This window comes from Bradyrhizobium sp. MI1.7, assembly GCF_055811795.1.
Genome location: NZ_JBVVPO010000001.1, coordinates 447088 through 472096, shown reverse-complemented (window position 1 = coordinate 472096; position 25009 = coordinate 447088). Strand labels below are relative to the sequence as shown.

The 25009-nt window shown below is 63.8% G+C and carries 26 protein-coding genes; 10 read left to right on the top strand and 16 right to left on the bottom strand.

Features of this window, described 5'->3' with window-relative positions:
* The first annotated feature begins 152 nt into the window (after positions 1 to 152).
* Complete coding sequence (locus tag AC0L3X_RS02295; protein ID WP_028159380.1) at positions 153 to 530, top strand: hypothetical protein; 378 nt, start codon at positions 153 to 155, stop codon at positions 528 to 530.
* Between the two features lie 156 nt (positions 531 to 686).
* The gene (locus AC0L3X_RS02290; protein ID WP_063984002.1) at positions 687 to 1673 is read left to right on the top strand and encodes a cysteine synthase A; all 987 of its coding nucleotides are present in this window, start codon (positions 687 to 689) and stop codon (positions 1671 to 1673) included.
* A 28-nt stretch (positions 1674 to 1701) separates the two neighbouring features.
* Here AC0L3X_RS02290 and AC0L3X_RS02285 read toward each other — a convergent pair whose 3' ends face one another.
* The 6 genes from AC0L3X_RS02285 to AC0L3X_RS02260 form a co-directional block, all read right to left on the bottom strand.
* Positions 1702 to 2076: a winged helix-turn-helix domain-containing protein gene (locus AC0L3X_RS02285; RefSeq protein WP_063984001.1), complete on the bottom strand. Its 375-nt coding sequence runs from the start codon at positions 2074 to 2076 to the stop codon at positions 1702 to 1704.
* A gap of 146 nt (positions 2077 to 2222) precedes the next feature.
* Complete coding sequence (locus AC0L3X_RS02280) at positions 2223 to 3434, bottom strand: MFS transporter (RefSeq protein ID WP_052435626.1); 1212 nt, start codon at positions 3432 to 3434, stop codon at positions 2223 to 2225.
* Between the two features lie 118 nt (positions 3435 to 3552).
* Entirely contained in the window at positions 3553 to 3996 is a 444-nt protein-coding gene (locus AC0L3X_RS02275) for a cupin domain-containing protein (protein WP_028159377.1), read from the bottom strand.
* Between the two features lie 25 nt (positions 3997 to 4021).
* Positions 4022 to 4822 (bottom strand): alpha/beta fold hydrolase, encoded by an 801-nt coding sequence (locus tag AC0L3X_RS02270; protein ID WP_063984000.1) that lies wholly within the window; start codon positions 4820 to 4822, stop codon positions 4022 to 4024.
* A gap of 42 nt (positions 4823 to 4864) precedes the next feature.
* Entirely contained in the window at positions 4865 to 5413 is a 549-nt protein-coding gene (locus AC0L3X_RS02265) for an NAD(P)H-dependent oxidoreductase (RefSeq protein WP_084795173.1), read from the bottom strand.
* A gap of 28 nt (positions 5414 to 5441) precedes the next feature.
* Complete coding sequence (locus AC0L3X_RS02260) at positions 5442 to 6674, bottom strand: acyl-CoA dehydrogenase family protein (RefSeq protein WP_063986456.1); 1233 nt, start codon at positions 6672 to 6674, stop codon at positions 5442 to 5444.
* Positions 6675 to 7094: 420 nt separating this feature from the next.
* Here AC0L3X_RS02260 and AC0L3X_RS02255 point away from each other — a divergent pair, with 420 nt between their 5' ends.
* Positions 7095 to 7886, top strand: a complete 792-nt coding sequence (locus AC0L3X_RS02255) for a response regulator transcription factor (protein WP_135214413.1) — start codon at positions 7095 to 7097, stop codon at positions 7884 to 7886.
* 126 nt (positions 7887 to 8012) lie between these two features.
* Here AC0L3X_RS02255 and AC0L3X_RS02250 read toward each other — a convergent pair whose 3' ends face one another.
* Positions 8013 to 9095, bottom strand: a complete 1083-nt coding sequence (locus tag AC0L3X_RS02250) for a substrate-binding domain-containing protein (RefSeq protein WP_063983998.1) — start codon at positions 9093 to 9095, stop codon at positions 8013 to 8015.
* Between the two features lie 113 nt (positions 9096 to 9208).
* Between AC0L3X_RS02250 and AC0L3X_RS02245 the strand changes: the two genes are divergently transcribed.
* Positions 9209 to 10693 carry an aldehyde dehydrogenase family protein gene (locus AC0L3X_RS02245; RefSeq protein WP_063986455.1) on the top strand — a complete coding sequence of 495 codons (1485 nt, stop codon included), beginning with the start codon at positions 9209 to 9211 and terminating at the stop codon, positions 10691 to 10693.
* 187 nt (positions 10694 to 10880) lie between these two features.
* On the top strand, positions 10881 to 11144 hold the full coding sequence (locus AC0L3X_RS02240) for a hypothetical protein (protein ID WP_063983997.1): 264 nt from the start codon (positions 10881 to 10883) through the stop codon (positions 11142 to 11144).
* 11 nt (positions 11145 to 11155) lie between these two features.
* Here the strand turns inward: AC0L3X_RS02240 and AC0L3X_RS02235 are convergent, their stop codons facing one another.
* From AC0L3X_RS02235 to AC0L3X_RS02225, 3 genes are all read right to left on the bottom strand, one after another.
* Positions 11156 to 11947, bottom strand: a complete 792-nt coding sequence (locus tag AC0L3X_RS02235; RefSeq protein WP_063983996.1) for a COG4705 family protein — start codon at positions 11945 to 11947, stop codon at positions 11156 to 11158.
* A 69-nt stretch (positions 11948 to 12016) separates the two neighbouring features.
* Positions 12017 to 12355 carry a hypothetical protein gene (locus AC0L3X_RS02230; RefSeq protein WP_063986454.1) on the bottom strand — a complete coding sequence of 113 codons (339 nt, stop codon included), beginning with the start codon at positions 12353 to 12355 and terminating at the stop codon, positions 12017 to 12019.
* A 121-nt stretch (positions 12356 to 12476) separates the two neighbouring features.
* Positions 12477 to 13226 (bottom strand): COG4705 family protein, encoded by a 750-nt coding sequence (locus AC0L3X_RS02225; protein ID WP_063983995.1) that lies wholly within the window; start codon positions 13224 to 13226, stop codon positions 12477 to 12479.
* A 226-nt stretch (positions 13227 to 13452) separates the two neighbouring features.
* Between AC0L3X_RS02225 and AC0L3X_RS02220 the strand changes: the two genes are divergently transcribed.
* Entirely contained in the window at positions 13453 to 14115 is a 663-nt protein-coding gene (locus AC0L3X_RS02220; protein ID WP_063986453.1) for a response regulator transcription factor, read from the top strand.
* On the top strand, positions 14112 to 15422 hold the full coding sequence (locus AC0L3X_RS02215) for an ATP-binding protein (protein WP_084795172.1): 1311 nt from the start codon (positions 14112 to 14114) through the stop codon (positions 15420 to 15422). Before AC0L3X_RS02220 ends, AC0L3X_RS02215 begins: the two co-directional genes overlap by 4 nt.
* 2 nt (positions 15423 to 15424) lie before the next feature.
* On the opposite strand, the gene AC0L3X_RS02210 is transcribed toward AC0L3X_RS02215, so the two are convergent.
* Positions 15425 to 16321 (bottom strand): alpha/beta hydrolase family protein, encoded by an 897-nt coding sequence (locus AC0L3X_RS02210; RefSeq protein WP_063983993.1) that lies wholly within the window; start codon positions 16319 to 16321, stop codon positions 15425 to 15427.
* A gap of 182 nt (positions 16322 to 16503) precedes the next feature.
* Between AC0L3X_RS02210 and AC0L3X_RS02205 the strand changes: the two genes are divergently transcribed.
* From AC0L3X_RS02205 to AC0L3X_RS02195, 3 genes are read left to right on the top strand one after another with little or no spacing between them, the layout of a single operon-like run.
* Entirely contained in the window at positions 16504 to 17892 is a 1389-nt protein-coding gene (locus tag AC0L3X_RS02205; RefSeq protein ID WP_063983992.1) for a class II 3-deoxy-7-phosphoheptulonate synthase, read from the top strand.
* A 4-nt stretch (positions 17893 to 17896) separates the two neighbouring features.
* Positions 17897 to 18250: a diacylglycerol kinase gene (locus tag AC0L3X_RS02200; RefSeq protein WP_063983991.1), complete on the top strand. Its 354-nt coding sequence runs from the start codon at positions 17897 to 17899 to the stop codon at positions 18248 to 18250.
* Positions 18251 to 18267: 17 nt separating this feature from the next.
* Positions 18268 to 20025, top strand: coding sequence for an NAD+ synthase (locus AC0L3X_RS02195; RefSeq protein WP_063983990.1), 1758 nt, complete (start codon positions 18268 to 18270; stop codon positions 20023 to 20025).
* Positions 20026 to 20189: 164 nt separating this feature from the next.
* On the opposite strand, the gene AC0L3X_RS02190 is transcribed toward AC0L3X_RS02195, so the two are convergent.
* The 5 genes from AC0L3X_RS02190 to AC0L3X_RS02170 form a co-directional block, all read right to left on the bottom strand.
* Entirely contained in the window at positions 20190 to 20582 is a 393-nt protein-coding gene (locus tag AC0L3X_RS02190) for a cytochrome C oxidase subunit IV family protein (RefSeq protein WP_063983989.1), read from the bottom strand.
* A gap of 9 nt (positions 20583 to 20591) precedes the next feature.
* Positions 20592 to 21314: a heme-copper oxidase subunit III family protein gene (locus tag AC0L3X_RS02185; protein ID WP_063983988.1), complete on the bottom strand. Its 723-nt coding sequence runs from the start codon at positions 21312 to 21314 to the stop codon at positions 20592 to 20594.
* A gap of 14 nt (positions 21315 to 21328) precedes the next feature.
* A complete protein-coding gene (locus tag AC0L3X_RS02180; protein WP_063983987.1) occupies positions 21329 to 22033 on the bottom strand; it encodes a cytochrome c oxidase subunit 3 in 705 nt (234 codons plus the stop codon).
* Positions 22030 to 23808 carry a cbb3-type cytochrome c oxidase subunit I gene (locus tag AC0L3X_RS02175; protein ID WP_063986452.1) on the bottom strand — a complete coding sequence of 593 codons (1779 nt, stop codon included), beginning with the start codon at positions 23806 to 23808 and terminating at the stop codon, positions 22030 to 22032. The genes AC0L3X_RS02180 and AC0L3X_RS02175 overlap by 4 nt, the downstream gene beginning before the upstream one ends.
* A 78-nt stretch (positions 23809 to 23886) precedes the next feature.
* Positions 23887 to 24720 carry a cytochrome c oxidase subunit II gene (locus tag AC0L3X_RS02170; protein ID WP_063983986.1) on the bottom strand — a complete coding sequence of 278 codons (834 nt, stop codon included), beginning with the start codon at positions 24718 to 24720 and terminating at the stop codon, positions 23887 to 23889.
* Positions 24721 to 25009 lie beyond the last annotated feature (289 nt).

The following is a 25009-nucleotide window of genomic DNA, read 5'->3' as shown; positions in this document are numbered from 1 at the left end:
TTCGGGGCCTCGTTATATCGAACTATATATCACGACTTCGCCGGGCCGACCATGGCGGCCGGTTCGATCAATTCCAGAAAAGCAGGGCTGGACGCGGGTGGACATATCGATATATCGTGATGAATATAGCGAACCGTGTTCCGGGACTGACGATGGAAATCAAGGTGAGGCAGCTCACGACCTGCGAGGTGGCGTCCGACGGCGGCGCGATCTCGCTGGGCTTCGAGGATCTGGCGGGCAACCCCGCCGCGGTCAGTGTCTCGCTCAACCAGGTCGGCGCCCTCATCATGACGCTGCCCGGGCTGCTCGAGGCGGCGCTGAAGGCCCGCTACGGCGACCAGAGCTTGCGCTACGCCTATCCGCTGGCGTCCTGGGCGATCGAGCAGGCGACCGATACGACCCAGCGCATCATTACGCTTCAAACCGAGGACGGCTTCAAGGTGCGCTTCTCGATCCCGAAAGCCGAGCAGAGCCTGCTCGGCGAAGCGCTGACCCAGCCGATGCCGGAAATGTCGGTGCGGCCGAACTAGCGGCTTGGGCCAAAGGCGCAATTAAAACGCAGCCCAAGAATGAAATTGCCGATTGGGCCGGTCGGGCGCCGGAAATGTTGCACGCGTCGCCTGAACTAGAGAATCGCTTTGCCTGTTCGCCAGCCTAAAGTTGTGGGCGCGTAGGGGTGGCAAGCGATGAGAGATGTTCGAACGGGTTTCCTGGACGCTATCGGCAACACGCCATTGATCAGGCTGCGAATGCCGTCGGAGGCCACGGGTTGCGAGATCTATGGCAAGGCCGAATTTCTCAATCCCGGCGGCTCGATCAAGGATCGCGCGGCGCTGGCCATGATCGACGATGCCGAGCGATGCGGCAAGCTTGAGCCGGGAGGCGTCATCGTCGAAGGAACAGCCGGCAATGTCGGAATCGGCATAGCGCTCGTGGCGAATGCACGCGGCTATCGAAGCGTGATCGTGATGCCTGACACGCAAAGTCAGGAGAAAAAGGACATGTTGCGGTTGTGCGGTGCCGACTTGCGCCTGGTGCCTGCCGTACCCTATTCCAATCCGGGTCATTACGCGCGCTATTCCGGTCAGCTCGCCGAGGAGCTCGGTGCTTTCTGGGCCAATCAGTTCGACAATGTCGCCAATCGGGACGGGCATTATCGCACGACTGGTCCGGAGATTTGGCAGCAGACGGATGGACGAATCGATGGCTTCACATGTGCCGTCGGGAGCGGCGGTACCTTGGGTGGGATCGCGCGAGCCCTCAAGGAGCGAAATCCCGGCATCAAGATTGCGCTCAGCGATCCCATGGGGGCCGCTCTCTACAATTGGTTCACCAAAGGGGAACTGACGACAGAGGGAGACTCCATCACCGAAGGGATCGGGCAAGTCCGTGTCACCCGGAACCTCGAAGGCACGCCCATCGATACGGCATATCAGATTACGGACGAGGAAGCCTTGCCTGTCCTGTTCGACCTGATCGAGCACGAAGGGCTGGTGTTGGGCGGCTCAAGCGCGATCAATATCGTTGGAGCCATGCGACTTGCGCGCGACCTCGGTCCAGGCAAAACCATCGTGACCATCCTCGCGGATGGCGGACAGCGCTATCAATCCAAGCTGTTCAACCCGGAATTCCTGCGCAAGAAAAATCTGCCCCTGCCACGCTGGATGCGCTAGCGAGCCGCCAGGATGCGCGCCCGTCCGTTCACGATTTCCGCGAACGGCCGATGTCGCTCCTGAGCGCTTCCAGCTCCTTGTGCACGGCGCGCGCGGCGTCGCGTTCGATCTTGCGGTAGCGCGCGACAAGCTTTTCGCCGAAGGGCGTGAGCATCGCGCCGCCGCCGTTCTTGCCGCCGGCCTGCGGCTCGACCACGGGATGTCCGCAAATGCGGTTGATCTCGTCCACGAGATCCCAGGCACGCTTGTAGGACATGTCCATGGCGCGGCCGGCCGCCGAGATCGAGCCTTGCTCGCGGATCTGCTCCAAAAGCTCGATCTTGCCGGGCCCGATCCGATCCTCGCCATCGAGGTCGATGCGCAGACTGAGCTGGGGAAGCGATTTGGCGCTCGCGCGCGGCATGACGGGGTCTCTTGGGGCACTTGCATGCGAGATTGCCACTCTTGCCCGCCGCGGACAAGGTGAGGGCGCCCGATTTCCCAAAAGATGGACCTTTGTCGAGGTCCCAAGGGCACGGGCTTCTGCCCCGTGCCCTTGATCGCTGCATCTTATTCCGCGGGGCTTCCGACCACCGCGCCCTGACTGACGTCCTCGCGGGCGAGGATCATCAAAAGGCCGACGATGATGAGCTCGACCACCGCGAAAGCAATGAAGGCGCCGGTGAACGAGCCGGCCGAGGCGTTGATGATGGCGCCCATCATCCAGGGCGCCACGAAGGCCGAGAAGATGCCAAATACCTCGGCGTATCCAATCGCGGCCGGTGCGAGCGCGTCGGAGTATTTTTCGCTGAGCAGGGCGAAGATAGCGCCGCCGCCGAGAAGCGCGATACCGCTGAGTGCTGCAAACAGCACCAGCATCGAGAACGACATCGGTGTGACCACGCTCCACAGGAACATCAGCGCGGTCAGGAAAGCGAGACATGCGGTGAGTTTGATCATGAAGGGCTTGCCGAGCCGATCGGACATGTAGCCGCCAATCACCAGGAATAGCACCTGCGACAACCCCATGACGGTGCCGATGACAGCGCCCGCTTCCGGCGGCATGTGCTGTACTGTGATGAAGGCCGGCACCACCCAGGTGGCGGTGCCGGCGATCGCGAAGGTGCAGGCCACGATGCCGAAGCCGCCGACCGCGATCCATTTCGAGCGGAAGATCTCGCCGAGCGGCAGGTGCTCCTGCGGTGTTTCATTGCCCCAGGTAAAACCGTCGATGCCGAGCTCGCGCGGATTGTTACGGACGACGAGTGCGTCGACGGCTGCAACGAGCAGCGTGCCGATCGCCAGCACGGCGAAGAAGGTCCGCCAACCGGTCGCAATCGTCAGGGGAATGCCGAGCGCGAAATCCATGGTGATGGCGAGGCTGTAGGCGGCGAGGATGATGCCTACCACCGAGCCACGCCGACTTTGCGGAAACCAGCCGAAGATCAGCTTCATGTTGCCGATGAAGATGCCGGCGTCGAAGAAGCCGATCACGAGCCGGAGCATCACGAGCTGCGTGTAGCTTTGCACGAACACCTGGAGCACCATGCCAATACCAGTGCCCGCAAGCCCGATCAGCAGCATGTTGCGCGCCGTCATCGACCGGCTGACCGGAGACCAGACGACCATGCCGATGCCGTAGGTCAGCGCAAAGATGCCTTGGGCGAGTCCCGCCTCGGCGGGATTGAGCTTGAGGCTCTCGGAGACGAATGGCAGGACGGCCGCGAAGGCATACCAGTCGGCGGCGAGAAAGATCTCGCAGAGGATGGCGAGCGCCAGCATGGCTTTTTGCCACCGGGCTATCCGACGGCGGTCGTTCTCGGAGATGGACGTCCAAGTTGTTGTCAGCATGGTCATCATCGGTTCTCGCGGTTTGCGTGTCGACGGAATCGGCGTGGCCTCAGGCGGGCGGCGGCAGGAAGTTGACCTCGTGTTCGGCGGCACGTCGCACGACCTCCTGCGGATCGGGGAGATTGTGGATGCGCTCGAACAGCTCTTTCAGCGACCGCGTCGGTGCGACCCAGAACAGGCTGGTGGCGGTTTCACCCGACTTGTTGAAAATGCCGTGGGGGATGCCCTTGGGCATGCGGACGAGGTCGCCGGCCTTGGCGACAAAGTCCTTGCCGTCGAGCCAGAGGTCGTAGCGGCCGCTCAGCACATAGACGAATTCATCCTGGGTCGGATGCACGTGCGGCGGCACGAAGGTGCCATCCGGAAACACGGCATGCCAGGCCATCGACGCTTCGGAATGCTGCTTCAGCGTGTAGGTCTGGCCCAGAATGTTCCAGATGACGTTGCCAAAGCCTTCTTTGGCAGGGGTCACGCCCGGAGGCATCTCGATCATGGTGGTGTCCTCTGTTGTGTGCGGATCAATCGACGAGAAAATCGGTGACGTAGTGTGCGGAAGACGGCGTTTCCTCGAACACGAGATGACCGGTCGCCGGCACCAGCGTCACGCGTGCGTCGGGGAGCCCTGCTTTCCAGGCATCTGCCTGGGCGGTCGGGCGCAAGCGATCTGCGGCCCCCCACAGCACCAGCGTCGGCATCGTGATTCGATGCAGCCAGTGCGCGAGCTTGGGATTGCCCTGCGGTTCGCTGCGGATCAGCTTGGCAAAGCCCGTGACCTCGCGTCCAAGCCGGGCGTCGAAGGCCGGATCGGGCGCCTTGGGAAAGTAACGGAGTGCCGCGGCCGGATCGTGCGCGAGATAGGCTGGCAGTTCTTGCGGTGCGATCTCGAACAATCCGGGCGCAGGCGCGCTTCCGACCACAAGACCGGCGGGCGCAACCAGCACCAGCTTGCGGACCCGATCCGGCTGACGGATCGCGAACTCCGCGGCAAGCCATCCGCCGAGCGAGAACCCGGCGAGGTCGAACTGCTCAAGGCCAAGCTTGTCGAACAGATCCATGTAGTGAAGGACGTGATCCTCGACGGTGTCGATCGTCTCGGAGTCGCCGGAGTCGCCGAAGCCCGCATGATAGGGGATGATGACCGTGTGCCGCTTCGCCCAATCGCGCGCCATCTCGAAGCCGGTGAAGGTGCCGGTGCCGTGCAGGAACACCAGCACGGGGCCGCTTCCGATGCTGTGAACGACGGTCCGCACGCCGTTGATCGTATGTTCCGCGCGGGAGAAGCCGGTGAGATCGGGCGAGGGTTTGACGGTATCAAGCATGGTCGTCTCCGGTTGAAGGCGGCAGAGCCGGGCGTTGGTGAGTCATGCGGCGGCTTCCTGGCGACCGCTGAGAAGTGAGGCGAATTGTTCGACGGCGTTGGCGAGCCGCGCGGCCGTCATTGGTGCGAGCGGCTCGCCCGGTACGATCTCGCCGCTGCTGGAGTAGATCGCCGTCGAAACGGTGCAGGCTTCGAAGAAGCCGAACAGCGGGCGGAGCTGGTGCTCGACCACCAGCGAGTGGCGCAGGCCGCCGCCGACCGCGGTCAACAGCACCGGGCGGTTGCGCAGCACGCTGGGTTCGATCAAGTCGAATACGTGCTTGAACAATCCGGGATAAGAGCCCTGGAACACCGGGCATCCGATCACGAGACCGTCGGCTTGTTCGATGGCCTCGACGACGGCGCGCGCGTTGTCATCGAGTGCAGTCCGGGTGAAGCCGGCGATGCCGCAACCGGCGTCGACAAGGTCGAGGACGGTGGTCTTCAGTCCATGCTGCGCCTGAAGATCGGCGGCGACGGCTTCCACCAGCATGCGCGACTTCGCCGGGCGCCAACTATTGCCGCAGAAGCCAACGATGCGGGATGTCCTCACCTCGACGCCCTCGTGTCTGGTCGCTTGCTCAGCCCGTCACCCCGAAGACCGTCCATTGCGCACCAGGGCCGGGGAGGCCGAGCAGCGCACGGCCGCACTCTTCGACGATCTGGTCGGCCATCAGGATGTGCTGCGTGCCCGAATGGATGTCGCGATAGAACCGCTGCATCGGCGTGTTGTGCAGCGAGGCGCCGCGCGCGGCGCGATGCGCGAAGGTGGCGACATCCGACAGAACGTCGTGGACGTGGCGCAATGACAGCTTGATCATCGTCATCTGCTCCAGCGACGGACTTTCACCGCCGGCACAAGTCTCCGAGACGTCCTTCCAGGTTTCGTGGACCAACGCACGTGCTGCGCGGAAACGAGCTTCGGCCTGCGCAAACTGGAACTTGAAGCTCGCGCTGTCGCGCGACTTGCCGAATGGATCCTGGCGCTGGACGATCACCTTGACGAGTTCGTCGAGCATGCGGCGGCCGACACCGACGGCCCAGGCGGAATGCGCCCAGGCGCTGTAGCCCGCCAGTCCCAGTGCACCCTGCACACCACCTCGGCGCGGCGCGCCAATGTCAAAATCGTAGGTCATGTGCGTGGGCACGAACAACTCGTCGCCCTCGCTCAAAGTGTAGTCGAAACTTCCCGTCGCGCGCAGGCCGAGCACGTCCCAATTGCCCATCAACTTGATGGTCGCGCGCGGATGGTGGGTGACGACGATCTTGGGCTGGCCGTTCGGGCCGAACACCATGTCCTTGCCGGATGCGTCGGTGACGAAGCAGCCTGAATGGACCCACTCGGCGTGCTGAATGCCGCTGCCATAGGCCCAGTTACCGCGGATCATGTAACCGCCATCGACCGGTCGGGCGAAGCCGCGCGGCACGCCGTTGCCGGCAATCGTAATGTCGGGCCCGCCCGCGAAGACTTTCTTGATGCCTTCGTCCTCGATGTAGATGGCGAGCGTCGTGCCTTCCATGTTGTTGCCGATGGCGCACCAGCCGGCGGAGGCGTGTGCGTAAGCGAGCCGCTCGATCACGGTCATGGCGTCGTAAGGCAGAAGCTCGGCGCCGCCGACCTCCTTCGGGAACAGCATGGTGTAGATGCCGGCCTTGCGCAGCGCCGCTACCACGTCGTCAGTCAGATAGCCCTGTGTCTCAGCCTCCGCGGCCCTGGATTCGACCAGCGGTAGCAGCGCGTCGAGGCGCGCATGGAACTCGGCCACCGTCGGGGTCGCGGAAGGCTTTACGGCGAGTTGCACGGAAGGGCTCATGGTCGGTGTCTCCACGTCGGGCTGTTGGTTCTTCGCGCAACGCTGCTGCACGCGAAGATCTGGGTCGGGCGGAACAGACGCCGGTCGCGGGCAAGACTCCGCCCAAACGCGCCAAAGACTGTTGGTGCGCGCGACGAACGGCTCGCGTTGGTGTCGAGATGTCCCCGTCGGAACCGCGCGAACGTCGTTACGCGATCCCGATGGCCGGGATGCTAGAGATGAGGCGGCCAAAGCAGCAATCCCCCATCATGGGGGGTGTTGGCCATGCTGCTCTGCCGCAAAGCTGGGCCGGGAGAGCAGTGTTTTGCCGCTTCTTTTCGCTTGACCAAAGGTCAGGCGAGGCAGAAATTTTAAGCCTATAACAATCGGCAATGACGCGCGTGTGTCCGAGGGCACCGCGCGTTCGCGCGAGGAGTGGCGGTGAGAGCCGAGCAGGAGCATTTGGATGGTCTGCCCGAGCGCCAGCTCGCAGATCGGCTGATGTCCATCGCCGAGAGCCGCTCGGTGCGCGCGCTTGGCATTGCCTGCTGCTCGGCGATCACGGAATTGACGGGATCGCCGACCGTCGGCCTCTATTTGCTCGACGGGCTCGAACCGGAACTGGTCTACAGCCGGCACGTCGCAGAAGGCCTGCTCGACAATTACAGGGCCGGCTTCTGGAAGCGCGACCCCGTGCTCGACTGCATCATGACCCAAGGCCGCGCGGTCGACGGCGAAACGGTGATCGGTCCGCAGCAATGGCGGCACAGTCCGTCCTTCGAGATGCTGCACGAGTGGGGCTTTGCATACAACATGGGCGGCCCGTTGTGGTGCGGGCAGAAGATCGTCGGCGTGCTGTTTACGGCGACGACCGATACGGACGCGCCCTACACGATGCGGTCGCGGCAGCGCATGGAGATGCTGTGTCGGGCCGGCTCGCTCGCTTTGACCAACATGACGAACGCGGGCGCGATCGACGCCCATCCTGCCGCAATCCGGGTCCCCGAGCCGGCAACGACGCCGGTGGCGACGCTCTCGGCATCGCTTCCGCCACGGTCCGCGGACGTCGCGATCCGGGTCTGCCGCGGCCAGACCAACAAGGAAATCGCCCGCGAGATGGGGATTTCCGATCAGACCGTGAAGGAGCACGTCGCGAACCTGTGCCGACGCTTCGGCGTGCACAACCGCACCGAGCTTGCGGCTTGCCTGCTGAGTCCGAGCGCTCGGCAATAAGGTGCCGCGCCGGGGCAGATGTGGTTGACGATCAGCTTGAGCGAACCGACGAAGGTCGGACGCTGCCGATAGTGCCCGTACCGCGCGTCCCAGCGGCCGGACGTGAGATCGTTGCCGAGCCGAGCATCATCGCACGGCGTGCATCTCCAGAAACGCCTTCACGCCGGTTACGTTACCGGTATCCGACGGCACGTAGCCGGGCAGGGTGGCGACGGCGGCGCGGAAATCGGCGCTGCGCATGATCTCCAGGATGCGCTGCATCGGCCCGGTATCGAGGAAGGCACGCTTGCAGACGAAGAAATAATCCTCGGTGAGGATGCGGATGAAATCGAGGCCGAAGTGGCGCGCGGCCGCCTCGACACCAAAGCTCGCATCCGCCATGCCGCTCGCGACATAGGCCGCGACGGCGGCGTGGGTGAACTCGATCTGCTGCGCGCCGTTGATCTTGCTCTCGTCGATGCCGTTCGCGGCAAGCAGCTGGTCGAACAACAGGCGCGTGCCGGAATCATGGTCGCGGTTGACGAAGCGGACTTTTGGACCGGTGAGATCCTGAAGCGAGGAAATACGCAGCGGATTGCCGCGCGCGACCATCAGCCCCATCTCGCGCGTGACGAAACTGATGATGCGATCCTCGCGCGGATCCAGCCATTCGCGCGCCGCCTTGATGCCCTGGGCCCGCAACGCGCCGTGCGGCAGATGCAGGCCCGAGAGATCGCAGGCGCCCTGCGCCAGCGCGACCAGCGAATGTTGGTTGCTGACATAGCGCAAATCGACGCCGATGCCGGGCTCGCGATCGAGGAATTCGCGCAGCTTTGCCACGGCAAAGCCGTGGCTGGCATGAACGCGGATCACCGAAGGGCGCTGTTCGAGGAACGGCTTGATCTCGCTCGCCAGCTCCTGCGCCAGGTTTTCGAGCTGCGGCCCGAGCCGGGCCTGCATGCGTTCGCCGGCCCATACCAGCCGCTCGCCGAACGGCGTGAGCTTCGAGCCCTTGCCGCGCTGGGTCTCGACCAGAGGGGTTCCGAAGAACTCCGACCATTGCTCGATCAGATTCCAGACGTGCCGGTAGGACAGGTGCACATCGCTGGCCGCGCTCGTGATCTTTCCGGTCTTCCGGATCTCGTTGAGCACGCCGAGCATGATCACGGCGGTGCGCGGGCTGCCCTCGTGGCGAAATCGCCAGACGGCCTCGATCTCGATCTGAAGCATCTGAAATCCTTATGAACTGCACTTCATATGTGAGGCGTCCATTTGCAAACCATATCATATTTACTCCGGCCAATAGGCGCCTAGTCTGGTATACCAGATCAGGAGGAAATATGATGTCCGTTGCATATGACTTTGCGCACTCGCCGGCCACCGAGTTCATGTCCCGGCCGCAGCATCTGCTCATCGACGGCCGCCGCGTCCCCGCGAGCTCCGGCCGTACCTTCAAATCCCTCAATCCCGCCACCGGGCAGGTCATCGCCATCGTCGCCGAGGGTAACGAGGCCGATGTCGAGCACGCCGTGGCAGCCGCGCGGCGGGCCTTCGAAGGCCCCTGGCGCACGATGCGGGCGTCGGAGCGCGGCCAGATCCTGCTGCGCTGGGCGGACCTGCTCAAGCAGCACGCCGAAGAAATCATCGAGCTCGAATCGATCGACGCCGGCAAGCCGATCTCCGCGACGACGCGCCAGGATTTTCCGGCCGCGGTCGACACGCTGATCTATTACGCCGGCTGGGCCGACAAGATCAGCGGCGATGTCGTGCCGGTGCGCGACGATGCATTGACTTATACCGTGCGCGAGCCGGTCGGCGTGGTCGCGGCCATCGTGCCGTGGAATTTCCCGCTGATGATCGGCATGTGGAAGCTCGCGCCGGCGCTGGCCTGCGGCTGCACCATCGTGATGAAGCCGGCAGAGCTGACCTCGCTGTCGGCGCTGCGCATCGCCGAGCTCGCACTCGAAGCGGGCCTGCCGGCGGGCGTCTTCAACGTCGTCACCGGTCCGGGCCGCGTCGTCGGCGACGCGCTGGTCAATCACCCTGACGTGGACAAGGTGACCTTCACCGGCTCACCCGGCGTCGGCCGTGGAATCATGAAGGGCGCGGCGAGCAACTTCAAGCGCGTCTCGCTCGAGCTCGGCGGCAAGTCGGCCAACGTCATCTTCGACGATGCCGATCTCGAAGCGGCGTCCAAGGCTGCGGCCTCAGGCATCTTCTTCAATGCCGGCCAGGTGTGCTCGGCCGGCTCCCGCGTGCTGGTGCAGGAGAAGGCTTACGACGAAGTCGTGGAGCGTCTGGCGGCGCGCGCAAAGTCACTCAGGATCGGCGATCCGCTCGATCGCAAGACGGTGCTCGGTCCTGTGATCTCCGAGAAGCAGATGAAGTCGATCCTCGACTATGTCGACATCGGCCAAAAGGAGGGCGCGACCCTCGTCACCGGTGGCGAGAAAGTCGGTGATCGCGGCTATTTCATCAGCCCCGCGGTGTTCGCAGGCGTCGCACACGAGATGCGGATCTCGCAGGAGGAGATTTTTGGCCCCGTCGTCAGCGTCATCAAGTTCAAGGACGAGGCCGATGCGCTCAGGATCGCCAACGGCACGGCCTACAGCCTCGCCGCCGGGGTCTGGAGCCGCGACATCGGCAAGCTCCAGCGCTTCGCCAAGCGGGCGCGTGCGGGCACGGTCTGGATGAACACCTATGGCTACACCGACGTGCGCCTGCCCTGGGGCGGCGAGCGCGACTCCGGCCTCGGCCGTGAGCACGGCACCGCCGCGCTCGACAATTTCACCGAGCCCAAGGCTGTCTGGATGAATCTGGCCGTCTGATAACCTCCCGATCGGCCAATCCTGGGCCCGCCTGATCGTCCGGTCAGGCGGGCTCTCTTTTCGACATCGATAAAATTGTCTGCATTCCGCTCAGCGGCGGCAAACCCTGCGGACAAGAAGGCTGCTGCCTTAAACCTCCACTTTGGAACCGGCGTGCATCCTGCCTGCAAAAGGTTGGGGCATCGACATGTCTGTTCTCAGGGAGATCGTTGCGGCGGTTGCGGGAGTCTACGCGCTCCTGTTCGTCTGCGACGCATTGTTCGGCGTCGGCGAGGCGCGTTTCGACGACGCCTATTACAGCGCCAGCTTCTACGCGCCGCGGCCGAAGGAATTCCGCTTCGCCAGCGATACGCCGCCGGCGGTCCGCGTCAGCGAGGCCTTCGCGCAGTTTGCGCCGGGCGAGGCCAAGCCGAACCGGCGCTACTCGTCTCTGACGACGATCATTCGCTAACGTTCGGCCATTCAGGCTTGCTCCGGCGCCGGGGCGTCGCCGGGATGCTGCCCCGCGCGTTGCGGGATCAGCAGCAGGCACCCCAGCATAAAAGCTGCGATCACGACCGAGGCCAGCGGCCGGCTCAGCGCCAGCCCGCCGTGGTCGAGCGGCTTGTCGAGAAAGTCGCCGACGGTCGCACCCAGCGGACGCGTCAAGATGAAGGCGGCCCAGAACAGCGTGACGCGTGAGACGCGGGTCCAGAAGTAAAGTGCAGCGATAACGACGAGTCCGGCCGCGAAGATCAATGCGCCGCCGCGATAGCCCATATCGCCGGTATCCGCGATCCAGTCGCCGAGCGCAGTACCCAGCGTTTGCGAAAAGGTGATCGCGCCCCAATAGAACGCCTCAACGCGCGGTGTGCTGACGCTGTTGACCGAGATCGTTCCCTCGGCGCGATACCAGAGGCCGAGCACCAGCACGAGACAAGTGAGCAGCAGCGTCGAGCCGCCGGTATAGCCGATGCCGAGCGAGCGGTCGGCGAAGTCAGCCATCGTGGTGCCGAAGGTGGTCGATGCGACGATGGTGGCCCAATACAGTGCCGGATGGAATTTGCGCGCGCGGACCTGCGCCGCGACCAGGACGATCATGGCCGCGAGGAACAGGCAGGTCCCGGCCAGATAGCCCCAGTTCAGCGTCATGGTGACGGTGTCACCGCCGGTCTCGCCGAGCGTGGTGGCGGCGATCTTGATGATCCAGAAACCGAGCGTGACCTCGGGGACCTTGCTCTCGCTGATGATATTGCTTTTGGTCTGATCTTCCATGGTGTCCTCGTTGATATGTCAGCCGCGGACCGGGATCCGCGGCTGACGGGATGATGGCGCGCAGAGGCGTCAGGACTTCGCGGCGGTATCCATGGCCGCGAGCAGATCAGCGACTGCCTGTTTGCACTTCGCCGCATCCGGCGCGCCCGCGCGCAACGCCTCCAGCGCGCGGTCGATCGCCTTGTCGACGGTGTGCCAATCGGCTGCCGCGCGCGGCTTCAATCCGGCTTCTGCCTCGTCCCATTTGGTCTCGAGGTCCTTGATCCTTGTCTTGGCGGCGGGGAGGTCGCCCTTGTCGATCAGCGCGGCGACGTCGACCACGATGCTCCGGAACGGCGTGAGATCGCCGAGCTTTGCGGTCGCGGCTTCCGCGAGCGGCACGAAGGTGAAGTGCTGGCTCGCATGCATGCGCGGTTCGCCCGTGAAGGTCGTCACGAGGCAGACGGCGACGGCGGAAATCAGTTTCATCATGTGGTTTCTCCTGGTGGAGCTCCTGCTTCATGCAGAGAGCGGGATTTCGCGGTTGAAGCTATTGCGCCGGATCGGCGCGGCGCCTGTCGTCGCCCTCGAAGGTCACCCAGGCGACGAGGCCGACGATCACGGTCAGGAAGGCGATGCTGGTCTGGATCGTGCCGAGGCCGATGCCGCCGTACTCGCGTGATTGCGAGAGCAGATCGCCGAGCGAGGCGCCGAGCGGGCGGGTCAGGATGTAGGCAAGCCAGAAGGTGAGGACGGGATTGGCGCCGAAATAATAGGCCATCATCACCGCCGCGATCAGCACGCCGAAGGCGGCGACGCCGAGCTGGAAACCGAGACCAAGTGCTTCGGTGGCAAGATCGCCTGCGGCCGTGCCGAGCGCGAAGGTGAAGAGGATGGCCGTCCAATAAAACAGCTCGCGCCGCGTCGTCACGATGCTGTGGATCGACAGCGTACGCTCGACGCCGTACCAGACCGCAAAGGTTGCGGCGAGCGCGCAAGCGAACGCCGCTGTGCTGATGTAGAGGCTGATCTCGAGCTTGTCGGTCAGGAGATCCGTGAGCTGCGTGCCGACGATACTGACGAGAACGACGGTCAGCCAGTAGATCCAGGGCACGTAGACGCGGCGGTTCAGTTGCAGCAGCAGGGCAGCGACCAGCAGGCCGCTCATGCAGATCGCGGTCAGGCTGGCGCCGAGGCCGACATGCACCGCGAGATAGTCGGCGCCGGTCTCGCCAACCGTGGTCGAGAGAATCTTGATGGCCCAGAAGATCGCCGTGACCTCCGGAACCTTGTTCAGCATCCGTTTTGCGCCAAAACCTGAATATTGCGACACGCCCAAATCTCCCAAGCCGAAGCGATGCGAGACCGTCGCGCAGGCGACTTAGGCCGGGCTTAGGGACGAGAATCTTCAACGCGGGGCGGCCTTCGCCGCATTTTGGGCCTGCTGGCGCTCCCTAACTCTGCGCTAAGTCGGAACGGTCATGATTTTGACGGCCGGATGGCCCGGCGGTTTCGAGGATCGAGCTTTGCGGGTTTTACTGATCGAGGATGACAGGATGGTCGGTGCCGCCGTCGAGCAGGCGCTGAAGGATGCTGCCTACGCCGTCGACTGGGTGAGGGATGGCGAGTCCGCGCTGCTTGCCGCCTCAGCCGAGTCTTACGAGGTGCTGCTGCTCGATCTCGGCCTGCCGAACGCGGACGGCCGGGATATCCTGCGGCAGTTGCGCGCGAATGGCTGCAGGTGCCCGGTCATTATCGTCACCGCGCGGGATGGCGTCGATCACAGGATCGAAGGCCTCGATCTCGGCGCAGACGATTATCTGGTCAAGCCATTCGAGATTCGCGAATTGCTGGCTCGGATGCGGGCAGTGCTTCGCCGCGAAGGCAGCGGTGCGTCCGCTGTGCTTGGCAACGGCAAGCTCAGTCTCGATCCTGCGACCCGCGAGGCGTCGCTGTCTGGCCAAACGGCCCTCCTGACCGCGCGCGAGTTCGCGCTGCTCCAGGCTTTGTTGACGCGCCCCGGCACCATCCTGTCGCGGAGCGAGCTCGAGCGGCAGCTTTACGGCTGGAACGAGGAGGTCGAAAGCAATGCGGTCGAATTCCTGATCCACACCATCCGCAAGAAGCTCGGCACGGAGGCGATCCGTAATGTGCGCGGGATGGGATGGATGGTGGATCGCGCGCCATGATCAACTCGCTGCGCGGCCGGCTGTTCATCAGCTTGACGACGATCGTGCTGGTGACCGGCCTCATCGGAGGCGTCTTCGCACACCGGTGGGCATTCGATGAGGCGATCGAGACGCAGGACTCCGTGCTGATCCAGATCGCGGGCCTCGTTCAGAGCGGTGGCTTCACCGGAGCTCAGGACCTCCATGGGGTCGATGAAAACTCCGAAGTCTGGCTGATGGAGCTGGGCAGGGCGCCGCAAGGCACACCCGAGGAGCGCCAATTGTGGCGGCTTCAGGATGGGATGCGCGATGCAACGCGACAGGGAAAGCCGGTCCGGGTGGTGCTGAAGACGCGATCCGACGGCAGCCGGTTTGCCGTGGCCCAGAGCACGGGTGTCAGGGATGAGATCGCAAGTGACATGGCGCTCCGCACCGTGCTTCCGATCGCCGCGCTGATCCCTTGCCTGATGCTGGTGATCGCCCTTGTCATAGCCGGATCGCTTCGACCCATGGTCCGGCTGGCGGACGAACTCAACGCACGGCGTGCGGATGACATGACGGCCTTGCCGCTGCGCGACCTCCCAAGCGAACTGAATCCGTTCGTGTCTTCCATCAACGGCCTGTTGCAGCGCATGCACGAGATGATAGGGCAGCAGCGAAGGTTTATCGCGGACGCCGCGCACGAACTGCGCACTCCGCTTACGGCGTTGAGCGTACAGGCTGAGAATCTCGATCACGTCGAACTGCCACCGGCCGCGCGCGAGCGCCTTGCAGCGCTTCGGCAGGGCATGAGTCGCAGCAAGCATCTTCTGGAGCAGTTGCTTGCGCTGGCACGACACGACGCTGAGTCCACCGATTGCGGGCAATGGGAGGTTGTGGAGCTCGACCTCGCGGCGAAGAGCGTCATCGCCGATCTGTTGCGGGAGGCGATCAGCCGCGGAGTCGATCTTGGTTTCGAACGGGCCGAGTCAGCTCCGGTGCGCGGCGAGCCGGTCATGCTCGCAGCCATGATCCGCAATCTTCTCGATAACGCGCTCCGTTTCACGCCGGCGGGCGGCAGGATCGATGTGGCGATTTACCGGGACGGCACCAAGGCTGTGCTTCGGATCGAGGACAATGGGCCAGGCGTGTCCCCCGAAGAGATCGGCCGGATATTTGAGCCGTTCTTCCGTGGGCAGCGGCCGGAAGGCGAGGGCGTCGGTCTGGGCCTCTCGATCGTCAAGCGGATTGTCGATCGGCTTGGGGGATCGATCGACGCTGCGAACATCACGGAGGGCGAACGAAGCGGATTGCGGATCGTCATCAAACTGCCCGCGGCGGCCGCGTAATATCACTCCCCCTGGATCCATTCCGCCACGCCGCGCCACAGCGTGTCGCGGTGCTCCGGGCGGAAGAAGCCGAAATGGCCGATCGCCTTGGCGCCGATTTCGGACGGCTTGACCGTCAGCACCTCCGGCTTGATCGCGGAGAAGCCGCTCGCGAGCAGCTCGACCGCGGGCCGCGTCGCCCAGGGATCGTCGGAGAAGCAGAGCGCGCGCAGCTCGCCCTTGAACTTTGCGAAGTTCTCCAGCGCCGGCAATTTGGAGTCGAACAGATAGCGCGGGCTGGAGACCCAGTCGGCCCATTGCAGGAAGACGCCCTTGGGCAGATCCTCGCCGATACCGGCCCAGGCCGGCGCGTAGCCGAGCGCGTGGACGAGCGGCACACCGACGAAATTCATGAAGGCGTAGACGCGATATTTTTCCGGCGACTCCATCAGCCGCCAGGTCGCGGCCTGCGAGGCCACGAAGGCGGCGCGTGAAATGTCGCTGTTGTTGTCGATCAGCCCCAGCGCCTGGCCGCCGAAGGAGTGGCCGACATAGGCGAGCGGCAGGGTGGTGTAGCGCTCGCGCATCCAGCGCACCGCGGCGGTGACGTCCTGCGCGGCCCAGCCCGACATCGAGGCCTTGAATCCGACCAGCGATTTCGGCTGGTTGTAGCCGACCATCGCCGGCTGCCGGGAATCGCCGATGCCGCGATAATCGTAGGTCAGGACCGCGCAGCCGCGATGGGCGAGGTAGGAGGCAAAGCCGCGATAGATCTTTCGCGGGACGGCGGTGGCGGAGTTGATCAGCACGGCATGGCGTTTGGTGCCGCGCGGCAGGAACAGGGTGCCTGCCAGCGGATACCCGTCAGTCGCCGGGAAGCTGATCTCGTCGATGAAAACGTCGTCGCGCGCCGCGTCCATGGGCAGCCGATGTCCTGCCGGTTTCCTTGCCAGCCCTCAGCAAATGCGAATTCGGCTTTCCCCGCAAGGGTTTGCAGTGCGAAATGGATTTACAACTGGCGGCCGGGGACCGGGCTGTGTATAAGGCGGCCCTCGCAACCCACAGATCAGGTTGTGCTTTTTTACTTCACGGAGAGATTGCGATGTCCGAGCGGTGGACGCCCGAGTCCTGGCGCAGCAAGCCGGTGCTACAGGTGCCCGATTATCCCGACGCCAAGGCCTTGGCCGACGTCGAGGCGCAGCTTGCGACCTTTCCGCCGCTGGTGTTCGCGGGCGAGGCGCGCAATCTGAAGAAGTCGCTGGCCCGCGTTGCGGCCGGCGAGGCCTTCCTGCTCCAGGGCGGCGATTGCGCCGAGAGCTTTGCCGAGCACGGCGCCAACAACATCCGCGATTTCTTCCGCGTGCTGCTCCAGATGGCGGTGGTGCTGACCTATGCCGGTGCGGTGCCGGTGGTGAAGGTTGGCCGCATTGCCGGCCAGTTCGCAAAACCGCGGTCGTCGCCGACCGAGAAGATGAACGGTGTCGAGCTGCCGAGCTATCGCGGTGACATCGTCAACGACATCGCCTTCACCAAGGAAGCGCGCGTGCCGGATCCGCAGCGCCAGCTGATGGCCTATCGCCAGTCGGCCGCGACGCTGAACCTGCTGCGGGCGTTCGCGACCGGTGGTTACGCCAATCTCGGCAGCGTGCATGAGTGGATGCTCGGCTTCCTCAAGGATAGCCCGCAGTCCCGCCGCTACAAGGAACTCGCCGACCGCATCTCGGACGCGCTCAATTTCATGCGCGCCTGTGGCCTCGATCTCGAGGCCCATCCCGAGTTGCGCGCGACCGATTTCTACACCAGCCACGAAGCGCTGCTGCTCGGCTACGAGCAGGCCATGACCCGCGTCGATTCCACCACCGGCGACTGGTACGCGACCTCGGGCCACATGATCTGGATCGGCGACCGCACCCGGCAGCTCGATCACGGCCATATCGAATATTTCCGCGGCATCAAGAATCCGATCGGCCTGAAGTGCGGCCCGTCGCTCAAGTCCGACGAGCTGCTGAAGTTGATCGACGTGCTCAACCCCGACAACGAGCCGGGCCGGCTGACGCTGATCAACCGCTTCGGCTCCGACAAGGTCGCCGATCATCTGCCGGGACTGATCCGCGCCGTGAAGCGCGAGGGCAGGGTTGTGGTCTGGTCGTGCGATCCCATGCACGGCAACACCATCACCTCAACGTCAGGCTACAAGACGCGCCCGTTCGACCGCGTCCTGTCGGAGGTGAAGTCGTTCTTCACCATCCACGCGGCGGAAGGCACGCACGCCGGCGGCGTGCATCTGGAGATGACCGGTCAGGACGTCACCGAGTGTATCGGCGGCGCCCGCGCGATCACCGACGAGGATCTCAACGACCGCTACCACACGGTCTGCGATCCCCGCCTAAATGCCGAGCAATCGATCGACATGGCTTTCCTGATCGCGGAGCTCCTCAAGCAGGAACGCGCCGGCAAGGCCAGGCCGATGCCGGTCGCCGCGGGGCTCTAACACCTTGCTGCGGATCTGGAAGGCGACGATCAATTCGCGTAACGGTCTGGCCTTCGCGTTCCGGTCGGAGCAGGCCGTTCGCGAGGAGATTTTTGCGCTCATCCTGTCGGTGCCGCTGGCATGGTTCGTCGCCGCGACGGCGCTGCGGGCGGTCGAGCTGGTCTGTTCGGTTGCGTTCGTGCTGACGGTCGAGCTGCTCAACACCGCGATCGAGAAGCTTGCCGACCGGCTGACCATGGATCACGACAAACAGATCGGCCGGGTCAAGGACATGGGCTCGGCCGCGGTCGGCGTTGCGCTGCTGATGGCCGGCGCATTCTGGATCATCGCCATCATCGAGCGATTGGGGTTCCTCTGAAGCGGAGTGCGGCGGCCATGACCGAACGTCTCAACGTATTCGCGGTCACGCTCGCCCAGCTCAATCCGACCATGGGCGACATCGAGGGCAATGCCGCGAAGGTGCGTGCCGCGCGCGCGCAAGCCAGGTCCGACGGCGCCGATCTCGTGCTGTTTCCGGAATTGTTCATCGCCGGCTACCCGCCGGAAGATCTGGTGCAGAAGCCGGCGTTCCAGGACGCCTGCCGCGGCGCGATCGAGGCGCTCGCGCGCGAGACCGCCGATGGCGGCCCGGCGGTGCTGGTCGGCACGCCCTGGGTCGAGGACGGCAGGCTCCATAATGCCTGCGCGCTGCTCGATGGCGGAAAAATCGCCGCACTTCGCTTCAAGTGCAATCTGCCCAATTACGGCGTGTTCGACGAGAAGCGGCTGTTTTCGCGCGGCCCGGCCGCGGGTCCCGTGACCGTGCGCGGCGTGCGCATCGGCGTGCCGATCTGCGAGGACATCTGGCAGGAGGAGTCCGAGGATTACGAGAACGTGGTCGAGACGCTGGCCGAGACCGGCGCCGAGATCATCCTGGTGCCGAACGGCTCGCCCTATGCCCGCGACAAGAGCGACGTGCGCCTCTCGGTCGCCGTGGCGCGCGTCACCGAGAGCGGGCTGCCGCTGGTCTATCTCAACCAGGTTTGCGGACAGGACGAGCTGGTGTTCGACGGCGGTTCCTTCGCGCTCAACGGCGATCTCTCGCTCGCGGCGCAATTGCCGGCGTTCGAAGAGAGTGTCACCACATTGCGCTTCACCAGGAACGGCGAGGATTGGCGCTGCGCGGGGCCGATTGCCGCGCAGCCGGAGGGCGACCACGCCGACTACGCCGCCTGTGTGCTGGGCTTGCGCGACTATGTCGCCAAGAACGGCTTTCCCGGCGTGCTGCTCGGCATTTCCGGCGGCATCGACTCCGCTCTCTGCGCGGCGATCGCGGTCGATGCGCTCGGTGCCGACCAGGTGCACGGCGTGATGCTGCCTTATCGCTACACCGCGGCGAGCTCGATCGCGGACGCGGGCGAGCTCGCCGGGCATCTCGGAATCCGCTACGAGGTGCTGCCGATCGCTGAAGCCGTGACCGGCTTCGAGACCATCCTGTCCGGCATCTTCAAGAATCTGCCGCCCGACATCACCGAGGAAAACCTGCAGGCCCGCACCCGCGGCACGTTGCTGATGGCGATCTCCAACAAGACCGGGCTGATGGTGGTGACGACAGGCAACAAGTCTGAAATGTCGGTCGGCTACGCCACGCTCTATGGCGACATGAACGGCGGCTTCAATCCGATCAAGGACATCTACAAGACGCAGGTGTTTCGGCTGGCCGCGCTGCGCAACCACTGGAAGCCCGACGGCGCGCTCGGGCCTGCGGGCGAGGTCATTCCGCCTGATATCATCACGCGCCCGCCGACGGCGGAGCTGCGCGAGAACCAGACCGACCAGGACTCGCTGCCGCCTTATGACGTGCTCGACGCCATCCTGGAGCGTCTGATCGAGCGCGAGGAGCCGCTCGACAAGATCATCGCCGCCGGCTTCGACCGCGAGACGGTCACCCGCATCGATCATCTGCTCAACGTCGCCGAATACAAGCGCCGCCAGGCTGCACCGGGCGTGAAGGTGACGGCCCGGAATTTCGGCCGCGACCGCCGCTATCCCATCACCAACCGCTTTCGCGACAAGGGCGAGCCGTCGCCTGCGGCGGACGAGACACTGGTCTCACGCGGCAGCAAGGCGTCGATCGACGCGTTCGAGGGCTGATGCGAGCCGCGCGGCGGGGCAGGCGATGGCGCCCCACCGCTGTCATCATCCGCGGGGGCGGATGATCCAGTACTCCGTGGCGGGCATTGTAGGAACCGACTGCTGACACGGGTTACTGGATGCCCCGCCTTCGCGGGGCATGACAGTGCGAAATCAGCTTGCTGCTACGACGGGACTGCGAAAAACATCACCCGAAGCAAGTGGGTGTATTCGGATTCGAGCACCATGATGGTCACAAACACCATTACCGCGATCGGCGGCAGCAGGATGGCATAGGTGAGGGCCAGCCGCTCCCAGGCCATGTGCATGAAGACGGCGACGATCAGGCCGGCCTTCAACACCATGAACAGCAGGATCAGCGACCACCTGAGGTAGCCGTGTAGGCCAAAGTAGTCGACAAGGTAGGAGCATGTGCTGAGGACGAACAACCAGCCCCAGACCACGAGGTAGAGCTTGATCGGGTGCTGTTGCCCTTTGGCGTGCACGGCTGCTGTTGCGACTGCGCCGTGCGCCGGAGCGTGGAGCTGGCCTTCCATGTGTACCGCCGCGTTTGTCATGCGCCGACCTCACCAAAGATAGAACAATGCAAAGATGAACACCCACACGAGATCGACGAAGTGCCAGTACAGGCCCATGATCTCGACGATCTCGTAATAGCCCTTGCGGCTTGTGAAGAAGCCACGCCTCTCGACGTCGAAGTCGCCCCGCCAGACCTTTCGCGCGATCGCGATCAGGAAGATCACGCCGATCGTCACGTGGGTGCCGTGGAAACCCGTGATCATGAAAAAGCTTGAGCCAAACTGCGCCGCGCCCCATGGATTGCCCCAGGGTCGAACGCCCTCCATGATCAGCTTGGTCCATTCGAACGCCTGCATTCCGACGAAGGTTGCGCCGAATGCCGCCGTGACCAGCATCAGGATTGCGGTTCTCACGCGATCGCGGCGGTAGCCGAAATTGACGGCCATCGCCATCGTGCCGCTGCTGCTGATCAGGACGAAGGTCATGATGGCGATCAGGATCAGCGGGATGTGGTGGCCCCCGATATTGAGGGCGAAGACTTCGCTGGGATTCGGCCACGGCACGGTCGTGGACATGCGCGCCGTCATGTAGGAGAGCAGGAAGCAACTGAAGATGAAGGTGTCGCTGAGGAGGAAGATCCACATCATGGCCTTGCCCCAGGACACGTTCTTGAAGGCGCGCTGATCGGACGCCCAGTCGGCGGCGATGCCGCGCCAGCCTTCAAGCCGCGCAGGCGATTGGCCCGAATGTGTCAGCACGGTTTCAGCCATCTGGTCTCGCCTCCCTAGCTCAGCAATTGACGGCAGATGTTGACGAAATCGTCGGTCCAGCCCGTGAGAAGACCGAGCAGGACAAGCCAGACCAACAGCAGGAAGTGCCAGTAGATGGCGCACAGCTCCACGCTCAAGCGCATCTCGGCGATCTCGGCGCCGCGCCATACCTTGGCCGAGGTTCGCCCGAGGGCCACCAGGCCACCCGTCAGATGCAGCCCGTGCACCGCGGTCAACAGGTAGAAGAAGGAATTTGCCGGATTGGACGCCACGAAATATCCGGCAGCCCCGAGCCGTTGCCAGGCCAGGAGCTGTCCGGCGAGGAAGATCACGGCAGATGCTCCGCCGGCGAGCAGACCGATCTTGACGCTCTCGGTATCGTCTCGCCCGGCAGCCACGTACGACCATTGCAGCGCGACACTGCTCAGGACCAGGACGCCCGTGTTGACCCACAGCAGCCGCGGGACCGGCAGCGGCCGCCAGTCCACCACGCTCATGCGCATCGAGTAGGCGCTGATGAAGAGGACGAACAGTGTGCTCGCGACAGCGAGAAACACGCCAAGTCCGACCTTCGCTGCCGGCCAGGTCATGCTATCGCCGCCGGGGAAATCACCGACCGAGCCTTCCTCCAGCCAGGGCTTGGCCATCAGCCGCTGCTGCGACAGCCACCATCCGGCGATCACCGCAAGCACAGCCAGGAACAGGATGATGGCACTCACGAAGCAGCTCCCTGAACGAGCTGCGTCGCGCGCGGCGGCTGGTTCTGCGGAATGAAGTCCTCCGCAGCACCGGGCACACTGTAGTCATAGGCCCAGCGGTACACGATCGGGAGCTCCTTGCCCCAGTTGCCGTGCCCCGGCGGCGTCTCCGGCGTCTGCCACTCCAGCGTCGTCGCCCGCCACGGATTGCCGCCCGAGGCCTCACCCTTGAACAGGCTCCAGGCAAGATTGAACAGGAACACCATCTGGCTGAAGCCGACGGTCAGGGCCACCACGGAGATGAAGGCGTTCAGTGTATGGGCCGAGGACGGGATGAACGCCGTGTCGCCGAGTTCGAAATACCGGCGCGGAACCCCGAGCAGTCCCAGATAGTGCATGGGGAAGAAGATCAGGTAGGCGCCGAGGAAGGTGACCCAGAAGTGAAACTTGCCCAGGACGTCGTTCAGCATCCGCCCCGTGACCTTGGGGTACCAATGATAGATCGCGCCGAGCACGACCATGATCGGTGCCACGCCCATCACCATGTGGAAATGCGCGACCACGAACATGGTGTCCGAGAGGGGCACGTCCACGACAACGTTGCCGAGGAAGAGGCCGGTGAGGCCGCCATTCACGAAGGTGATGATGAAGCCGAGGGCGAACAGCATCGGCACCCTGAGATGAATGTCGCCGCGCCACAGCGTCAGCACCCAGTTGTAGACCTTGATCGCGGTGGGGATCGCGATGATGAGCGTCGTGGTGGCGAAGAAGTACCCGAATTGCGGGAACATGCCGCTCACATACATGTGGTGCGCCCACACGACGAAGCTGAGCGCACCAATCCCCACGATGGCCCAGACCATCATGCGATAACCGAAGATGTTCTTGCGCGCATGCGTGCTGATCAGATCGGAGACGATGCCGAAGGCGGGCAGGGCAACGATGTAGACCTCGGGGTGGCCGAAGAACCAGAACAGGTGCTGGAAGAGCAGCGGGCTGCCGCCGCCATATTTCGAAAGCGTGCCCATCTCGACGAGGGAGGGCATGAAGAAGCTGGTTCCCAGCAGGCGGTCGAGCAGCAGCATCACCGAGGCGACGAAGAGTGCAGGGAATGCCAGCAACGCCATGACGGTCGCCGTGAAAATGCCCCACACCGTCAGGGGCAGGCGCATCAACGTCATGCCGCGGGTGCGCGCCTGCAGCACCGTGACCACATAATTCAAGCCGCCCATCGTGAAGCCGATGATGAACAGGATCAGGGACGACATCATGAGAATGATGCCCCAATCCTGCCCGGGCGTTCCGGAGAGGATTGCTTGCGGCGGGTATAGCGTCCAGCCGGCGCCGGTGGGGCCGCCGGGGACGAAGAATGTCGAGGCCAGCACCAGGACCGCGAGCAGGTAGACCCAGTAGCTCAGCATGTTCACATATGGGAAGACCATGTCCCGGGCGCCGACCATCAGCGGGATCAGGTAGTTGCCGAAGCCGCCGAGGAACAATGCGGTGAGCAGATAGATCACCATGATCATGCCGTGCATGGTGATGAACTGGAGGTACTGGTTGGCATCGATGAAAGAGAAGGTGCCGGGGAATCCCAGTTGCAGTCGCATCAGCCACGACAGCACCAGGGCCACCAGCCCGATGGCCGAGGCCGTCAGCGAATACTGAATGGCGATCACCTTGGCGTCCTGCGAGAAGACATACCGTGTCCACCAGCTCCTTGGATGATAGAGCTCGACTTCAGGTACTTCGGCAGGCGGGATGCCTGCGATCCCTTCATATGGAATATCGACCATAGAAACCTCCTCGGTCGTTTCCATCGGGGGTGAGGCGTCGGCCTCGTGCACCCGATCCATCTTCGCAGCGGCAGCCTGCTACTTGCCACCGGATTGGTACGTCGCCTTCACGACAGCTCTTACCGGCGACAATTCGGCAAACGTCTTTTGTTGCTCCAGCCAAGCGTGATATTCACGCTCTTCGTCGACGATGACCTTGGCCCGCATCTGATAATGAGCAGCGCCACAAAGCTCCGCACATAGAACATCGAACGTTCCGGTTCGGATCGGCGTTATCCAGAAGTAGGTCACCATGCCAGGGACCATGTCCATCTTGGCGCGGAATTCGGGCACGTAGAAATCGTGCAGGACATCAACCGAGCGGAGGAGAACCTTGACTGGCTTTCCCATTTGAAGGTGCAGGTCGCCGTTCTCGATCACGACGTCGTCCTGCGCATGCGGGTCGTCACGATTGAGTCCCATCGGATTGTCGGAAGCGATGTTGCGGACATCGGATGTGCCCAACCGCCCATCCTTGCCCGGAAGGCGGAAGCTCCATTGCCATTGCTGGCCCATGACCTCGACTTCGGTGGCATCCGCAGGCACCGTCACGAACTGGTGCCAGACCACGAGACCGGGCGCCAGCATGGCCGCGACTCCGACGCCGGTCCCGACGCTCAGCCACCATTCGAGCTTTTTGTTTTCCGGATTGTAGTCGGCCCGTCTTCCCTCTTTGTGGTGAAAGCGGAAGACGCAATAGGCCATGAAGACGATGACCGCGACGAAAACGAAGCCCGTGATCCAGAACGTGATGCTGATGGTGTGGTCGATATAGGCCCAGTTCGTGGCGATCGGCGTCCACCACCACGGGCTGTAGAGGTGAAACAGCACCGAGCCGATCGCGACCAGAAGCAGTATCAGTGCGACAGCCATCCTGATCCATCCTTGCCATCGAAGGCTACGGATACGAATCCAGGGCGGAGCTCACGTCTGTCGCGATGGCGGACTTTCTCTACGCGGACATCTATGCTGACATATGCGCCATCACCGCGCCTCTTGCCTCGCCCATTCAACCAGTCGCGATATTCAAGAGGAAGACCGCGACCGCTGGGGGCGTCCAGGCATTTAAAATGATCCCCCGCGAACCCGGCGTCAATAGCATGTCAACACGCTTACGCGGCGTGGGCGATCGATGTTGCCGTGCGAGCTGGCGAGCCTCGGT